Source organism: Bradyrhizobium sp. dw_78 (assembly GCF_018449525.1).
Taxonomy (GTDB): Bacteria; Pseudomonadota; Alphaproteobacteria; order Rhizobiales; family Xanthobacteraceae; genus Bradyrhizobium.
The window spans coordinates 321,504-337,565 of the sequence record NZ_JAAVUS010000005.1; the positions used below are offsets into that span (position 1 = coordinate 321,504).

Here is a 16,062-nt window from a genome sequence, read left to right on the forward strand (position 1 = left end):
TCGACCCTAGCATGGCTGTAACGGCGAGGGGCGGGGACCTTTTCCTACTTCGCGAGGTTGTGAGCGGATCAGGCGTTGTCCGGATTCGTGGCCAATTTCGTACATTGCATAAATCGTTCCCTGCGATCACGCTAGGCGGGCTTGGCCGTCCACGCTGGCCGGGTTCTGCCCATAACAGCGTGGGGAGGAACCGCAATGTGGAACCAAGTCTATAATCCGTTTGGCAGTGCGCCGCTTTCGACGATCGCCGCAGCGATACCGGTGGTCTCGCTTCTGCTCATGATCGCATCCGGTAAGGTCAAGGCACATATCGCCGCGATCATTGCGCTGGTGATCACCAATCTGGTGACCATCTTTCTGTTCACCATGCCGGCCAACATGTCGGTCCGCGCCTCGATTTTAGGGATCGTGAGCGGATTCTTCCCGATCGGCTGGATCGTTCTCAACGTCATCTTCATGTATCAGCTCACCGTCAAGTCGGGCCGGTTCGAGACGCTCAAGCGCGCCGTCGGCGGCGTGACAGCCGACCGGCGGTTGCAGCTCCTGCTGATCGCATTCTCGTTCGGCGCGTTCTTCGAGGGCGCGTCCGGCTTTGGCACCCCGGTGGCGATCACGGGCTCGATCCTGATCGGGCTCGGCTTCTCGCCGCTGGCCGCCTCCGGCCTGTCGCTGATCGCCAACACGGCGCCGGTGGCCTATGGCGCGCTCGGGACACCGATCCAGGGCCTTGCTTCGGTGACCGGCATTGATCCCTACACCCTGGGCGCGATGGTGGGCCGGCAGTTGCCGATTTTCTCGCTGCTCGTGCCGTTCTGGGTAGTCTGGGCATTCGCCGGCTTCAGGGGCATGAAGCAAATCTGGCCCGCCATCCTCGTCACTGGCCTCTCGTTTGCCATTCCGCAATTCCTGATCTCGAACTACATCAATCCGTGGATCGTCGACATCGGCTCGTCGCTGATCTCGATGGGCAGCTTGATCCTGTTCCTGAAAATCTGGCAGCCGACGGAACTCTGGCTGTCGCCGGCGCTGCGCGGCAACGATGAGTCCGCACGCACCATGGCGCCGGCGAAGCTGATCGATCCAACGCCGCTGGCTCCGGGCGAATTGCTCAACGCGCTGGTACCGTGGATCATTCTGTGCGTCATCCTTTTGATCTGGGGCACCGACTGGTTCAAAGCCGCGGTGAATCCGATCTTCACCTGGAACTATCCGGTTCCAGAACTGCACCAGATGATCAACAAGGTCACGCCGGTGGTACCGGCACCAACCAAGGAATCGGCGGTGTTCTCGTTCACTTATGCGTCGTTCACGGGTACCGGCATCTTGCTGGCGGCAATCATCGCCGGTCTCGTTATGGGGCTCTCGCCAGGCAAGATCATTTCCGAATATGGCCGAACCATCAAACTGTGCGCCTATTCGCTGATCACGATCTCGGCGATGCTGGCAATCGGCACGCTGACGCGCCTTTCCGGCGTCGACGCGACGCTCGGTCTCGCCTTCGCTGCGACCGGCGTGCTCTATCCCTTCTTCGGCACGCTGCTCGGCTGGCTCGGTGTCGCGCTGACCGGATCGGATACCGCCTCGAATATCCTGTTCGGCAATTTGCAGAAGATCACTTCGCAGCAGCTCGGCATTTCGCCGGTCCTGATGGCGGCGGCAAACTCGTCCGGCGGTGTCATGGGCAAGATGATCGACGCGCAATCGATCGTCGTCGCTTCGACCGCGACCAACTGGTTCGGCCATGAGGGCACGATCCTGCGCTTCGTGTTCAAGCATTCGATCGCGCTGGCGTGCCTGGTCGGCCTGTTCGTCATGCTGCAGGCCTATGTCTACCCATTCACGGCGATGGTCCTGAAATAAGCGATCGGTTCCGACCGCGTTACGGAAATCCCCGCGATCGATGTCGCGGGGATTTGCTTTGGGGCAGGGCAATCATGCGGCCGCCAATCTGGCCAATGTTGCACCGCTCCATTAGAACGGCGCGCGGTTGGGGGCGGATGGTTGCGAGGCTGCATGTTCTCTGTGAGATTTTTTCTGAATCGATCTGCCGTGGCGCTGGTGCTGGCGGCGGGCGCGCTGGGCACCGTTCCGGCCATCGCCGATGACGGGTTTCCATTCGGATTCGAAATGACGCTGGACGTCGCCCCGCAGCCCGGCTCGAAACGGGTGCCGACGCTGGAGATCGGCGACAACGGCACGGCGAGACTCGACCTGTGGTGCAAGGGCGGACAGGGCCAGTTCTCGGTGGCCGGCAATAGCGTGATCTTCGTGCCCGGCCGGATGGAAGAGCGCGGCTGCGCGCCAGAGCGGGCGGAAGCTGACGATCAATTGCTTTCGGCGCTGACCGAGGCCACGACCTGGAAACGGCAAGGCGACCTCGTTTCGTTCATTGGAACGCGAGCGCTGCACTTTCACATCAACACCAATTGAGGCGTTTACTCGGAAACGCTATGGCTCGCGCAGGATCATGTCGGCACAGACGCCGGCGGATTGCACGACACCGGAATAGCCGCCGAATCCGGCATAGGCCGAGGCCAGGAAAAGCCCCGGCACCACCGTGCGCGGCGAACGCCTCGGGATCGGGTGCGTCGAGCGCTGCGGCGCCGGCGCGAAGCCGTAGACCGCTCCATGAGGCGCGTTGAGATATTGCCGGACCGACAGCGCGCTGTTGAACGACGTCGCGACCACGCTGTCCGCCAGACCCGGATAAAGCGAATCCAGATAGCGGATGATCGCCGCCTGCCAGCGGCCGCGTTTCGCACGATAGGCTTCGGTGCTGGAGCCGTCCCAGTTCGACAGACGGTCGGGACCGAGGACCGAAAGCACATAAGGCGGGGCCGGAACGCCGGAATCGATTGCGGCATAATCGACGATCGACATCGGTGGCATCCGCTCGCCGGGCTCCTCCGCCAGCAGCGCCGCGCCTGCCGCATAGTCGGACAGCCGCTTCATGTCGCGCGGCAATAACTGCGTCGAATAGACCTCGATGCCGAATTCGCGCGGCGGCTTCGAAAGCCCGAGCGTCAGCGCAAACAGCGACGCCGAGGGGGTTTGCCGCGCGTAACTCGCCTTGAGCTTTTCCGCAGCCGGGGCCGGCATCAGGGCTGCAAGCGTCTCGGGCGCGGCATTGCCGACGACGCGCCGGCATTCGACCTGCTGCGGATCGCTGCCGTCGCGCGCCGTGTGCGTCACGGCATCGACCTGGCCCCGCGCATCCAGCGCGATGTGGCTGACGGTGCGGCGCACCAGCACCTCACCACCGGCGGTCCTGATGGCGCGGGCGAGTGCGCTGGAAAGCCGCTGCGAGCCGCCCTGCACGTAGCGTCCGCCGGTTTGCAGATAACTCCCCTGCGCCATCGCAAAGAACATCCACCACAGCGTAGCGGGATCGTCGTGGAAGTAGGAAAGATTGGCGGCCAGCGCGCATTTGACGGCTTCGTTGTCGCCGAAAACCCGGTCGAGTTTTTCCGACAGCGACAATCGCCAGTCGCCGATCGCGGGCGCCAGCTTCAAAAGCGCGCCGACATTTTCGCGCGGATGTGTCGCAGCACCCGCGCTTTTCGACAGCGTGGCCGCCGCGCCGCTCCATGTCGCCGAGCAATTGCCGGATTCCGCCAGCGGCGTCCGGGAAGCGTTCGGTCAGCGCGCGCCGCGCCGCGTCGAAATTGTCGGGCATCACGAACGGCCGATCGAGCGGACCGCCGCGCACCTGGTAGAATACGCCGGATGGAATCCATTGGATCGCATCGATGACGCCGGCGTGCGTCAGCGCATCATGCTTGGGGTCGCGCGGATCGTGCGGATCGCTGGTCTCGTGCAGCGAACCTTCGACGAACAGGTCTCCGGATTTGTAGCTCGACGCCGCACCGCCGACGGAATTGCTGCGCTCGACGATCAGCACCTTGCGTCCGGCGCGGGCAAGGATCGCGCCCGCCGTCAGGCCGCCTAGACCGGCGCCGATTACGATCACGTCATAGCGTGCCATTCGGTGCGGGCCTCCCTGAAAACCCTGATCCTCGGACACTCTTCATTCATGCCGCCTGGAAGCGGCATGTCAAATGCACCTCCGCATCGAAAGGGTGCAGCGAAGTCCGCCGGGCAGAGGCGGAAGCCGTTTATTTCCAAATCGATTTTATTTCCGAGTCGATTTTATTTCCAAGTCGATTTGTCCGGGTCCCAGCGCTGCGCCCTGAATTCCTTTGCCAGCGCGTCGACCGAACCATTGTCGTCTTTCGGATCGGCTTCCTCGTCGCTGCTGGAATCATCGGCCAGATTGAGCTTCGGCCCGGGGCTTTCGTCCGAGGTCGAGACCACCGGCGTGCTGATCCACAGCATCAGTCGGTCAGAGCCGCCGGGCTTGTCCGGTGACACCAGGGCGTCGACCTCGATCCTGTCGGTGAGGTCGAGCGCCGGGTAGATCTGGCTCGGGCGCTTGAGGGTCAGTTTCAGCTTTCCGGTATGGGCGTCCCAGGCCGCCGCCGACGGCTTGGCCGCAAGGGTTTTCGCCAGCACATTGGCGACCGCGGCAGCGAGTTTATCCTTGTTGAGCTTGTCGCCGTCGCGCCAGTCGGATGCCGCGAAGCGGATGGTGCGGTCCATCTCCACGATTCCGGTGGTCCAGCCGGCGGAGACCACGCCGGGCGCCGCCTTGGCCCGGGCGATCAGCGCCGCCGCGTGGTCGGGATCCACCGTGATGTTGACGGTCTGCTCGCCGGCGCGCAACGCGTCGCAGGTGACGGCGAGGCCGCTTACGGAAATTTCGAGGTCCTGCCCCTTCAGGCTTTTCAGGAAATCCGCCGCGGCGTCCAGCTTCACCCTGACGGCGATGGATTCCGGCGATACTTCGGTAAAGTCCTTTGGCGCCGGGTTGATGCCGTCCTCGGTGGACTGGTTGTCCTCGAATTCCCGCTCGCTCAGATCGGAATTGTCCGACGAAGCCACCTCGGTCGCGGTCTGGCCGATGCTGATCCTGCCCTTGAACTCGAAGGTGTCGCCGGTCGGCCGGCGCGTGAGGTTCACCGTCACCGGCAATTTGTCGCCGAGGCTCTGGGTGGTGCCGCTCAGGGTTTGTCCGTTCACCGCGAGGTTGGCGACAAAACGGTCCTTGCGGTCGGAGCCTTTCTCGGCGGGATAGCAGAGGTCGAGCACCGCGGAGGTGACGGTCCTGCCCTGCCGGGTTTCCTTGAGGATGACGTCGGCGCTGCCGTCCATCAGGCCGTCGATGGAGGTGAAATATCTGATCTCGTCGGCGCCCGCGGCAGGTTTTGTCGAAAGCTTCATGTCGGCGAAAGTGGAGCTGGACGAGGCCGTCATCACACCGAGCAGGCAGAACAGCAGCGTACGCATAGGGGATTCCTCGACGGGCAGAATCGGGTGGCGTCACCAAGCCTCATCGATACCGGCCGATGGCGCGGGGAGCAAATCTCTTTATCGCGTTTTCGGGTCGGGCGGATGCCGGTCCACGTCAGGAAGATACGTTGAAACAAAAGGATAGCGCCTCGGCTCTGCTTCCGTCAGAACCGGAAAACTTCGCATTCGCCAAAAAAGAAGGCCGCCCGGAGGCGGCCTTCTGATCGGTACCGGCGGTGGGCTTCAGAAGCCCCCCATGCCGCCCATTCCACCCATGCCGCCGCCACCGGGCATCGGCGGCGCCGGCTCCCTCGGCAGTTCGGCGACCATGGCTTCGGTGGTCACCAGCAGGCCCGCCACCGAGGACGCGTCCTGCAGCGCGGTGCGGACCACCTTGGCCGGATCGATGATGCCCTTGGCGACCATGTCGACATAGTCCTCGGTCTGGGCGTCGAAGCCGAAGGTCTCCGACTTGTCATCGAGAATCTTGCCGACGACGATCGAGCCTTCGACACCGGCATTCTCGGCGATCTGGCGGATCGGAGCCTCCAGTGCCTTCAGCACGATATTGATACCGGCCTGGACATCGGAGTTGTCGTTGTGGATGCGGCCGACCGCCTTCTTGGCGCGCAGCAGCGCCACGCCGCCGCCCGGCACGATGCCTTCCTGCACCGCGGCGCGGGTCGCGTTGAGGGCGTCCTCGACGCGGTCCTTCTTCTCCTTGACCTCGATCTCGGTCGCGCCGCCGACGCGGATCACCGCGACGCCGCCGGCGAGCTTGGCCAGACGCTCCTGCAGCTTCTCGCGGTCGTAGTCCGAGGTGGTCTCCTCGATCTGCGCCTTGATCTGGCCGACACGGGCCTCGATGTCCTTTTTCTTGCCGGAGCCGTTGACGATCGTGGTGTTTTCCTTGTCGATCACCACCTTGCGGGCGCGGCCGAGCATGTTCACCGTCACGTTCTCGAGCTTCATGCCGAGGTCGTCGGAGATCAGCTGGCCGCCGGTCAGGATCGCGAGGTCTTCCAGCATCGCCTTACGGCGATCGCCGAAGCCCGGCGCCTTGACGGCGGCGACCTTGAGTCCGCCGCGCAGCCGGTTGACGACCAGCGTCGCCAGCGCCTCGCCTTCGACGTCCTCGGCGATGATCAGGAGCGGACGGCCCGACTGCACCACGGCCTCCAGCACCGGCAGCATCGCCTGCAGACCGGACAGCTTCTTTTCGTGCAGCAGCACGTAGACGTCCTCGAGCTCGGCAGTCATCTTTTCGGCATTGGTGACGAAATAGGGCGACAGGTAGCCGCGGTCGAACTTCATACCTTCGACGATGTCGACCTCGGTTTCGAGCGACTTGTTCTCCTCGACCGTGATGACGCCCTCATTGCCGACCTTCTGCATCGCCTGCGCGATCATCTTGCCGATGGCGGCGTCGCCGTTCGCCGAGATGGTGCCGACCTGGGCGATTTCGGAGGAGGAAGCGACCGGCTTGGCGCGCTTCTCGATGTCCTTGATCACGGCCGCCACGGCAATGTCGATGCCGCGCTTGAGGTCCATCGGGTTCATGCCGGCGGCAACCGACTTGGCGCCTTCGCGGACGATCGCCTGCGCCAGCACGGTAGCGGTGGTGGTGCCGTCGCCCGCGGTGTCGTTGGTCTTGGAGGCGACTTCGCGCAGCATCTGCGCGCCCATGTTCTCGAACTTGTCCTCGAGCTCGATCTCCTTGGCGACGGTGACGCCGTCCTTGGTGATGCGGGGGGCGCCAAAACTCTTTTCGATGACGACATTGCGGCCCTTGGGGCCGAGCGTCACCTTGACGGCGTTGGCGAGAATGTCGACGCCGCGCAGCATGCGATCGCGCGCGTCTCCTGAGAATTTAACGTCTTTGGCTGCCATTTGAATTACTCCCGATGGATTGATAGTTGAAACGCCCTTTGCCCGTCATTGCCGGGTTTGACCCGGCAATCCATCCTGTTTCGAAGAATGACGGATGCCCGGATCAAATCCGGGCATGACGACGGCGAGCGGCGCGGCTCTTTGGCTTATCGCTTACGCGAGCACGCCCATGATGTCGGACTCCTTCATGATCAGGAGCTCCTCGCCATCGAGCTTGACCTCGGTGCCTGACCATTTGCCGAACAGCACGCGGTCGCCGACCTTGAGGTCGATCGGGATCAGCTTGCCGGCTTCGTCACGGCCGCCGGGGCCGACCGCCGTGATTTCGCCCTGCGAAGGCTTTTCCTTGGCGCTGTCCGGGATAATGATGCCGCCCTTGGTTTTTTCTTCGGCGTCGATACGCTTGACCACGACGCGGTCATGCAGCGGACGAAATTTGGTTTTAGCCATGACGGTTCCTTTGGAGGCTCGGTTTTGAGATCTGGTTTGCCATCGAAAGCCGCTCAAGATACGAGACGTATTCGACACCCCGATGGCGCCGGACAGTCAGCATCCCTTAGCAATCGGGCTCTCGGAGTGCTAATCATGCGCTTTGGGGGAATATGGCGTGGCGCCGATCCTGTCAAGCAACAGGGTTAAACCCTTGGTTAGGCTGATATAGGATGCTTCAAAGGAAGTCAGATCGGAGCGCCAGCATGGTTTGCTGGACCTCGTTGCTCCGAAAGCCATTTTACGTTTGGCCGCAGGACGGGTGCGGCGATGAATTTCAGCTCGGGGGATGCCATGGTTAGGTCACGTAGCGTGCGAACGATTGCCAGTCTGGGGATCGTTTCCGCGCTGTCGCTGTTTCTCGGCGCGTGCGGAAGCTTCGGCCTGACGTCGCCCACGTCTACGGTTTCGACGGAGCCTGGCGTAGCACCGGAAATGCCGTCCTCCATTCACGCGGACGAACTGGTCGGCCGCTGGGGCCTTGCATCGTACCTCGATCCGAAAGACCAGGCGCGCACCGAAGCCGCGGCGCGGTCGCAGTGCAAGCAACCTTATGTGATCGGCGCCGGCGCCCATGGCGGCGTGATCATGCATCTGGCCGACCAGGCGACGCCGCAGGAACTTGACCTCAAGGGCAGCCCCGGCGGCAAAAATTATATCGGTCCGTCCGGTCCGGCGGGCGGCGAACAGGATCGCGAGATTGTTTCCTTCGACGGCCGGGTCATGATTACCCGTTTCATCGACAAGGACGCCGCGACCCGCTACGGCACCATGGTCTATGTCCGCTGCGGGCCCAAAGCCTGATGGCTTGATGAAAGCCTGACTGTTTATCCCGTCAGACCCGGAATCCGGAGCTTGTTGAACGGGGGTTTCGTTTTCGGACGCACCCCGGCAGGCGGCTTCAGCTTCGGGAAATAAAAAACGCCGGCAGATGCCGGCGTTTTGTTTATCGGACTGGGCGTTTCGGGCGGAGTGGGGGAGGCCGGTTCGCGGGGCGTTATCGGTTCCGATCGATTCGGAGCCGATAAGGCCTTTGAGACCGAGACTCAATCGAACAGCGCGTCGATGTCATCCTGTGACGCATGGCCGATATCGTCTTCCAGCTTCGGGCCGTTCAACAGCTTCTCATCCTCGCTGCGGGTATCGACGGCCGGCGGCACGTGGGCCTTGATCGCATCGACGCCGCCCCAGATATCCATCATGACGGTGATGTGATTTTCGATGAATTTCATCGTGGTCATCACCTTCTTGATACGCTGGCCGGTCAGGTCCTGGAAGTTGCAGGCCTCGAAAACCCCGACGACGCGCTCCTGGATTTCCTCCGCCAGCTGCTTGTGCTGCTCGGGTGAGTTCACCTTGGTCAATGCACTCGCGGCCTGGTCGATCGCCTCCGCGGCTTCGAGAATTTGCTGCGTGGCTTCCTCGGTGCCGCCGACCACGGCGCCGAGTTCGCCGTTGACCCGGGCCATTTCCTCGCCGTTGAAGCTCTTGCCGTGCAGAACCGCGATTTCCCGCTTGGTCCGGCTGATGGCATCGTGAATGAGGTCGAGCTCGACCTTGAGCTTTTCGCATTGTTCGATCTGGGCGCGATAGCTTTCGAGCGTGGCCTGGGCTTCGGCGGCCTCCGTCAGGATCTGCTGTCCGGTCTCCACGGCGGCGCTGCGGCCGGGAGCGGCCATCTGACTGCGGATCGCGCGCAGTTCGCTCATGATCTCGTGGTTCGTGGGGCCGACCTCGTCGTCAGCAACCTCGGGCATCGGCATATCGCCGGTAACGGCTTTTTCGACACGAAAACGTCTGCGATGAATCGGCATGAGAGCTTCCCTGAACTACACCCACCACCGTTTAAACAGATGTGATTTAACGTGAAGTTCACGCCGGAATTTTCTTCCGAATCGTCTCGCCGCTTCCTGCACACCATCGATTAACCATGCACGGCCTGCATTCATTGAAAATAAACGCTACCGGACAAAACGGCGCCCCGCTGGCGACGTGGTGAATCGAAACGGCGATTCCGTTTACCAAACCGATGCGGTTTTGACCTTTATTGCCCGCATATAACGGCGCCACTGAAAGCGCCTCCACGACGAAACAGTACAGAGTACGTCGATGCCCAGAAAAATGACCCTTGCGCTGTTCGCCGGCGCGTCCTCCCTGCTTGGCGGAATTCATCAGGCTGCCGCGATCGATGCGGCGCCTCCCGAACCGACGGTGATCTACGCCAACCAGGGCGCGCCGCCGGCGGCGCCGGTGCGTACCGCCTATGCCGAACGCCCTAATCTCGGGGGCGGCTTCATCGAGTTTCTGTTCGGCGACGGACAGCAGCAGGCCGGGCGCTATCCGCAACAACCGGAATATCAGCCACCCGTCTATCAGCAGCAGCCGTCCTACGATCCGCGGCGCGCCTTGTTGCCGCAGGCGGATCCGCAACAGGCCGAGCCACAGGATGCGGCCGCCGCCGATCCCAGGCTGCGTCCTTTCGATCCGAGATTTGAGAAGCAACTCGTCGAGTATGACGGCAAGGAAAAGCCCGGCACCATTGTCATCGATACACCGAACAAGTTCCTGTTTCTGGTCGAGGGTAACGGCAAGGCGCTGCGCTACGGCATCGGCGTCGGCAAGCCGGGATTTACCTGGGCGGGCGTAAAGACGGTTTCGGCGAAGAAAGAGTGGCCGGATTGGACGCCGCCGCCGGAAATGCTTCAGCGCCGCCCCGATCTGCCGCGGCACATGGCGGGTGGTCCCGACAATCCGCTTGGCGCGCGTGCAATGTATCTGGGATCGACGCTCTATCGTATCCACGGCTCCAACGAGCCCTGGACGATCGGCACCAATGTGTCGTCAGGCTGCATCCGGATGCGCAATCAGGACGTCATCGATCTCTACGGCCGCGTCAATGTCGGCGCCAAGGTCGTCGTCATCTGACCTTGCCAGAGCATGATCCGGAAAAGTGGGTACCGGTTTTCCCTCGCGACAAACGCGGAACGCGTTTGCGCGGAGATCATACTCAAACAAAAGGTAGAGCTGGATGACGATTCGAAGAAAAGTCATCCCGCTCTAAGGCGTTTTCGGGCGAAGGCCTGCCCCGGGTCTGGATGGGCGGGGTGGATGCCGGTTGGCGTGAAGAAAACCAGTTAAAAAAAGCGGCCGCCGGAGCATGATTCAACTTAATTGAATCATGCTCCGGCGGCCGCTTTTTCATGTCGCCGGGCGATGACGATCAGACGTCGTCGCTACCGCCATCATTGCCGAAATCATCCGAATCGAAATCCATGTCGTCATGGCTGTCGTCGCTCGAGGCCTGGTCGAAAAGTCCGGCGCGCGAATTGTCGTCGGCGCGGTCCCGGGATGAGCCGATATCGTTGACGCCCGCGTCGCGGGCGAGGCTGCTGTCGGACTGGTCGCGCCACGGGCTTTCGTTCACGACCTTTTCATTGACGATCGTGGTGGGATCGCCGAAGCCGGAATGGCTGCCTCCCATCATCGAGCGGACGCTGTTGAGCAGCAGCGATCCGCCGACCACGCCAGCGGCGGCCGCGGCGGCGGTGCCGAGAAACGATCCGCCGCCTCCACCGATCGGGCTGCCCATCGGACCTTGCAGTGCGCCATAGGGCTGTCCGTACTGGCCCTGATTATATTGGCCCTGACCATATTGTCCCGGATATTGCGCCTGTTGCAGCGCCTGACCGCTGTTCCAGACCGGGCGGCTGCCCGCGCCGGGCGGAGGAGGCACGTTCGGCACCGAGCCGTGCGGCTGGTTTTGTCCGAAGATCGCGTCCCGCATCGAATCGAGGAAGCCGCCAGATGGATGCTGTTCGGGGCCGCCGTCGGCCTCCAGTTCCTGGATGCGCTGGTTGGCGCGCTTGAGCGCTTCATCCTGCACCAGCACCGTTTGCACCAGCGCATACAAGGCGTTGGGCGCGCCGCGCAGGCCCTGGGTAATGGCTGCAATAGCATCGGGATCGCGTGGCGAGCCTTCCAGCTTCGAAAGCCGGCCGAAAAGGTCGTCGATCAATTGGCGTTCTTGCGGCGTCATGACGTTCTTCCTCGCTGGTGGCGCGGGCGAAATCTAGGCGCGTTTTATGTCCGAGGTAGTGCCGGGCCGGATTAAATTTCTGTATGCGACAAAAAGGCCGGCAGGTTTTCGCGAACGATATCAAGCCAGCGTAACGTTATTCGCCGCCAGCAATGGCGGAAAATGCTCGCCGGCAAGGAAGGTGTATTCGCGCTCGCGCTGGCCGGTCAGGGGGTCGAGGCCGGCCAGCGTTTCGTCGACAAATCCGGGATGGCACATGACAAGGCCGCCATCGGGCAGCCGATCGAGAAATTCGCCCATCAGCGCGCCGAAATCGGGCTGCCGGGAGAAATCATAGGCGCCGGCAAAGGCGGGATTGAACGCGATGCCGGCGCGCGCGGCGCGGGTCCGGAATTGCGCGCTGAGAAGATCGAGCACCAGCGCCTTGGGCGCGCCGAGCCGCTCGGACAATGGCAGCCGTCGGCCGCCCTGGCGTACCCAGGCGCCGGGCGCGGCTTCCTTCACCGCGCTCAGGAACGCGTCGCGCGCCTGCGGAAACAATTGCGCATGCTGATGGCCGTCGACGAAATCCGGCGCGCGGCCGAACAATTCCTTGAAGGATTCGAACTGCACCACCAGTTCGGCGCGGATGATTTCAGGATCGAGCCGCCGCAGCAGGCCCGCACGCAGCAATTTTGGAAAGGGCAGGAACAGGCCGCCCTCGACCGGCTTGAAATGCATGGTCAGGGGCCGGAACGGCGCCGTCAACGTCGCATGCAGGCCGATGGCGCAGCGCGCGCTGTTCGCAACGGCGGCTTGCAGCGAAGCGACTTCGTTTCGGCCGATGGCGGGACCGACCGTCATGACCGAGGTCGCATTCAGGCGGCCGCGTTCGATCAGGTCGCGAATGGCGCGGTTGACGCCGGGGCTGATGCCGTAATCGTCGGCGCACAGCCAGATGCGGCGCGGCGCGGCGCCGTTCATTCGGCCGCGGACCTTTCGCGGGCGTCCACACTTTTCTCTCCGGCGCGCTTGTCGATATGTTCGGCGACGAAATAGATCGGGCGGGCTTTCAGCTCCGAGAGGATCTTGCCGATATATTCGCCGACGATGCCGATCATGATGAGCTGCACGCCGCCGATGGTCATCAGGCCGATCACCAGCGAAGGATAGCCGGGAACCGATTTTCCGGTGGTCCAGGTTTCCCAGAGAATCGAAAGCCCGAACAGGAAGGCCGCCGACGCCAGCAGCACGCCGAGCAGGCTCGCAAAGCGCAAGGGCGCGACCGAGAATGAGGTCAGGCCTTCTATCGAAAGACCCAGCAGCCGGCCGGCGCTGAACGTGGTGACGCCATGCGTGCGCGCGGCGGGTTCGTAGTCGACGCGAATCTGGCGGAAGCCGATCCAGCTCGCCAGTCCCTTGAAGAAGCGGTTGCGTTCGGGGAGTTGGCGCAGCGCGGCGGCGGCCCGTGGCGACAGCAGGCGGAAGTCGCCGGCATCCTCCGGGATTTTCTGCCGCGCGCCCCAATTGATCAGCGCGTAGAAACCATGCACGGCGATCCGCCGCGGCAGCGATTCATTGTCGCGATGCGCTTTCGCGGTGTAGACCACGTCATAGCCGTCTTCGATCCAGTGGCCGACCAGCTTTTCGACCAGATCGGGCGGATGCTGGCCGTCGCCGTCCATGAACAGCACGGCGCCGCGCCGCGCATGATCAAGCCCGGCCATCAGCGCCGCTTCCTTGCCGAAATTGCGCGACAGCGACACCACCTGAACGTCGAGCGCGTCGGCCGCAAGCCCGCTTGCGATTCTGAGCGTGGCGTCGGCGCTGCCGTCGTCGACATAGATCACTTCGGCGGCGAGGCCGTAGCGCTGCTTCAACTTGTTCGCCAGTTCATCCAGCCGGGCGTGCAGCGCGACAAGACCGGCCGCCTCGTTATACACCGGCACGACGATCGACAGCCCTTGCATCGCAGCATTGGCGGCGGTGGTGGACAGGCCAGAAACATCGGTACCGAGCATCATCGATCAGGTCTCAATCATCGGAACCACAACATATGGCAATCGCGGCGCCTTGTCGCCACAGGGATGCGCGCCGGGCTTGCGCCTTACTGCCGCAAGAAGGCCTCAAGCCTTGCGAACAACGGATTGTCGCGGTCGAACACGTAATCGAGCGACGCCACCGAAACCGTATCGGCGCCGTGCGCGCGCAGGAAGCTGCCGAGTGCGTAAAGCTGTGCCGGCGGGCAGTGCAGCGTCAACATGCCCGATGATGTCGGCCCGCCGAACGGCGAGACCACGCCGAAGCGATTATGCGCTTCGGTGAGCAGCGTGGCGTTGCATGCGGCGAAGCGGGTGCGGACCTCGCGGTATTTATTGGCCCGCGCCCGCGCCGCGATATGATCGAGGATGACGCGCGCGGTTTCGCGCGCGCCCTTCGACCAGTCGGCGTCGCGCGAGGCCACCAGGTTGGCCTGGCTGCGCAGGATCACGCCGTCGTCGAGCACCTTGAGACCGTTGGCCGCCAGCGTCGCCCCCGTCGTCGTGATGTCGACGATCATCTCGGCGGTTCCGACCGCCGGCGCGCCTTCGGTCGCACCGGCGCTTTCGACAATGCGATAATCGACGACGCCGCGGGAGGCGAAGAATCGCCGGGTCAGGTTGATGTATTTGGTGGCGACCCGCATCCGCCGGTTATGCTGCTCGCGGAAACCGGTGGTGACGTCGTCGAGATCGGCCATGGTGCGGACGTCGATCCAGGCCTGCGGCACCGCGACCACCACATTGGCGTTGCCGAAGCCGAGGCCGTCGATCAGCAGCACGCGCTTGTCGGCGTCGGCGATGCTTTCGCGCAGCAGATCCTCGCCGGTGACGCCGAGATGCACCGCGCCGCGCGCCAGCTGCGAGGCGATCTCGCCCGCTGAAAGATAGGCGATCTCGACATTGTCGAGTCCGTTGATGGTGCCGCGATAATCGCGGGCGCCGCGCGGCTTCGCCAGCGCCAGCCCCGCGCGCGCAAAGAACGTCTCGGCATTTTCCTGCAGGCGGCCCTTGGACGGCACCGCCAGGACGAATGGCGCCGTCATGGTTTTCTCCTGCCGGCGATAGGCTTGCCGAGTTTGGTCAGGGTTTCGACCCACACCGAGAATCCGACCGCCGGGATCGGCGTGCCCGATCCAAGCTGGGTCATCAATCCGTCGTAGCGTCCGCCCGCCACCAGCGGCTCGGCGCCATTACCGGTGCGGTGCAGTTCGAATTCGAATCCGGTATAATAATCGAGGCCGCGGCCGAACGAGGTGGCAAAGCGGGTGTTGCGGGTGTCGATGCCGCGCGCGGCCATGAAGCCGACGCGGCTCTCGAACTGGTCGATCGCGGCCGTAATCTTCAGCTTGGCGTCGCCGGCCAGCGCGCGCAGTTGCGCGATCGCGTCATCGGGATCGCCCGTGATCGCGAGGAAGCGTTTGATGATCGCGATCGCGTCGCTCGGCAGTGCGCCGCCCTTCAACGTCGACTGTTCGAGAAAGCGGTCGGCGATCTCGGCGACGGTGCGGCCGCCGACATTGGTGGTGCCCGCAATCGACATCAGATCGGTGACCAGCGCCAGCGCCGCTTTGCGGTCGGAGCCCGCGAGCGCGGCCAATACGCCCTGGTACTCGTTATGGTCCGGGCCGGTCGCGAGTGTCAGCTGCTCGATGTCCTGCTCGAGGCTGATCCTGCGGTTGAAATCCTTGACCAGCCGCCGCCGCCACACCGGATAGAGATCGAGAGCGTCGATCAGCGCGTTGAACAGCGCCACATCGCCGGTTTTGATTTCGACATCGGTCAAGCCGAAGGCGGCGGTCGCTTCGAGCGCCAGCGCCAGCATCTCGGCGTCGGCCGCGGCGCGGTCCTGCCGCCCGAAGGATTCGATGCCGGCCTGCAGAAACTCGCTCGGCCGGCCGCCGCGATAGCGAAACACCGGCCCCAGATAACTGAACCCGGCCGGCTGGCCGGCCCGGCTGGAGGCGAGATAGTCGCGCGCCACCGGGATGGTGAGATCGGGGCGCAGGCACAATTCTTCGCCGCTGCCATCGGTAGTTAGATACAGGCTCTTGCGGATGTCCTCGCCCGACAGATCAAGGAACGGCTCAGCCGGCTGCAGGATCGCCGGCTCGGCATGGGCGTAGCCGGCCTGCGCGAACGACTTTAGCAGCGCGTCCGCCCATGCGGCGGATCCGGCGGTGGTCGAGGTCATCGTAACGTCCAATTATCCCGAAAACAGGTTTCAACGTGATCCGGCGCGGCCATTATAACGTTTTCGGGCGAAGCGATACCGGTTCG

General features: G+C 63.4%; 14 protein-coding genes and 1 pseudogene. 5 read left to right on the top strand and 10 right to left on the bottom strand.

The features are described 5' to 3' along the window. Nucleotides 1-195 precede the first annotated feature (195 nt). Both HB630_RS15855 and HB630_RS15860 read left to right on the top strand, forming a co-directional pair. The gene (locus tag HB630_RS15855) at nt 196-1,860 is read left to right on the top strand and encodes an L-lactate permease (protein ID WP_213773188.1); all 1,665 of its coding nucleotides are present in this window, start codon (nt 196-198) and stop codon (nt 1,858-1,860) included. A 153-nt stretch (nt 1,861-2,013) separates the two neighbouring features. Continuing rightward, on the top strand, nt 2,014-2,430 hold the full coding sequence (locus tag HB630_RS15860; RefSeq protein WP_213773189.1) for an META domain-containing protein: 417 nt from the start codon (nt 2,014-2,016) through the stop codon (nt 2,428-2,430). An 18-nt stretch (nt 2,431-2,448) separates the two neighbouring features. Here the strand turns inward: HB630_RS15860 and HB630_RS15865 are convergent. Both HB630_RS15865 and HB630_RS15870 read right to left on the bottom strand, forming a co-directional pair. Further along, nucleotides 2,449-3,985, bottom strand: a pseudogene (locus HB630_RS15865) (FAD-dependent oxidoreductase). Nucleotides 3,986-4,149: 164 nt separating this feature from the next. Further along, the gene (locus HB630_RS15870) at nt 4,150-5,313 is read right to left on the bottom strand and encodes a hypothetical protein (RefSeq protein ID WP_249780889.1); all 1,164 of its coding nucleotides are present in this window, start codon (nt 5,311-5,313) and stop codon (nt 4,150-4,152) included. A 92-nt stretch (nt 5,314-5,405) separates the two neighbouring features. On the opposite strand from HB630_RS15870, the gene HB630_RS15875 reads away from it, so the two are divergent. Next, complete coding sequence (locus tag HB630_RS15875; RefSeq protein ID WP_213773191.1) at nt 5,406-5,573, top strand: hypothetical protein; 168 nt, start codon at nt 5,406-5,408, stop codon at nt 5,571-5,573. Nucleotides 5,574-5,592: 19 nt separating this feature from the next. Here HB630_RS15875 and groL read toward each other — a convergent pair whose 3' ends face one another. Both groL and HB630_RS15885 read right to left on the bottom strand, forming a co-directional pair. Then, nucleotides 5,593-7,239 (bottom strand): chaperonin GroEL, encoded by a 1,647-nt coding sequence (gene groL / locus HB630_RS15880; protein WP_213773192.1) that lies wholly within the window; start codon nt 7,237-7,239, stop codon nt 5,593-5,595. 153 nt (nt 7,240-7,392) lie between these two features. Then, nucleotides 7,393-7,689, bottom strand: a complete 297-nt coding sequence (locus HB630_RS15885) for a co-chaperone GroES (protein WP_100383742.1) — start codon at nt 7,687-7,689, stop codon at nt 7,393-7,395. A 333-nt stretch (nt 7,690-8,022) separates the two neighbouring features. Between HB630_RS15885 and HB630_RS15890 the strand changes: the two genes are divergently transcribed. Continuing rightward, entirely contained in the window at nt 8,023-8,532 is a 510-nt protein-coding gene (locus HB630_RS15890; RefSeq protein WP_213773193.1) for a hypothetical protein, read from the top strand. Nucleotides 8,533-8,774: 242 nt separating this feature from the next. On the opposite strand, the gene HB630_RS15895 is transcribed toward HB630_RS15890, so the two are convergent. Beyond that, nucleotides 8,775-9,542 carry a protein phosphatase CheZ gene (locus HB630_RS15895; protein ID WP_213773194.1) on the bottom strand — a complete coding sequence of 256 codons (768 nt, stop codon included), beginning with the start codon at nt 9,540-9,542 and terminating at the stop codon, nt 8,775-8,777. A 295-nt stretch (nt 9,543-9,837) separates the two neighbouring features. On the opposite strand from HB630_RS15895, the gene HB630_RS15900 reads away from it, so the two are divergent. Beyond that, nucleotides 9,838-10,653: a L,D-transpeptidase gene (locus tag HB630_RS15900; protein WP_213773195.1), complete on the top strand. Its 816-nt coding sequence runs from the start codon at nt 9,838-9,840 to the stop codon at nt 10,651-10,653. Nucleotides 10,654-10,948: 295 nt separating this feature from the next. On the opposite strand, the gene HB630_RS15905 is transcribed toward HB630_RS15900, so the two are convergent. The 5 genes from HB630_RS15905 to HB630_RS15925 form a co-directional block, all read right to left on the bottom strand. Next, on the bottom strand, nt 10,949-11,764 hold the full coding sequence (locus HB630_RS15905) for a DUF2076 domain-containing protein (protein WP_213773196.1): 816 nt from the start codon (nt 11,762-11,764) through the stop codon (nt 10,949-10,951). A 120-nt stretch (nt 11,765-11,884) separates the two neighbouring features. Continuing rightward, complete coding sequence (locus HB630_RS15910) at nt 11,885-12,727, bottom strand: ChbG/HpnK family deacetylase (RefSeq protein WP_213773197.1); 843 nt, start codon at nt 12,725-12,727, stop codon at nt 11,885-11,887. After that, nucleotides 12,724-13,767 (bottom strand): glycosyltransferase family 2 protein, encoded by a 1,044-nt coding sequence (locus tag HB630_RS15915; protein ID WP_213773198.1) that lies wholly within the window; start codon nt 13,765-13,767, stop codon nt 12,724-12,726. The genes HB630_RS15910 and HB630_RS15915 overlap by 4 nt, the downstream gene beginning before the upstream one ends. Before the next feature lie 83 nt (nt 13,768-13,850). Then, nucleotides 13,851-14,828, bottom strand: a complete 978-nt coding sequence (gene hisG / locus HB630_RS15920) for an ATP phosphoribosyltransferase (RefSeq protein ID WP_213773199.1) — start codon at nt 14,826-14,828, stop codon at nt 13,851-13,853. Then, nucleotides 14,825-15,976: an ATP phosphoribosyltransferase regulatory subunit gene (locus tag HB630_RS15925; protein ID WP_213773200.1), complete on the bottom strand. Its 1,152-nt coding sequence runs from the start codon at nt 15,974-15,976 to the stop codon at nt 14,825-14,827. The genes hisG and HB630_RS15925 overlap by 4 nt, the downstream gene beginning before the upstream one ends. Nucleotides 15,977-16,062 lie beyond the last annotated feature (86 nt).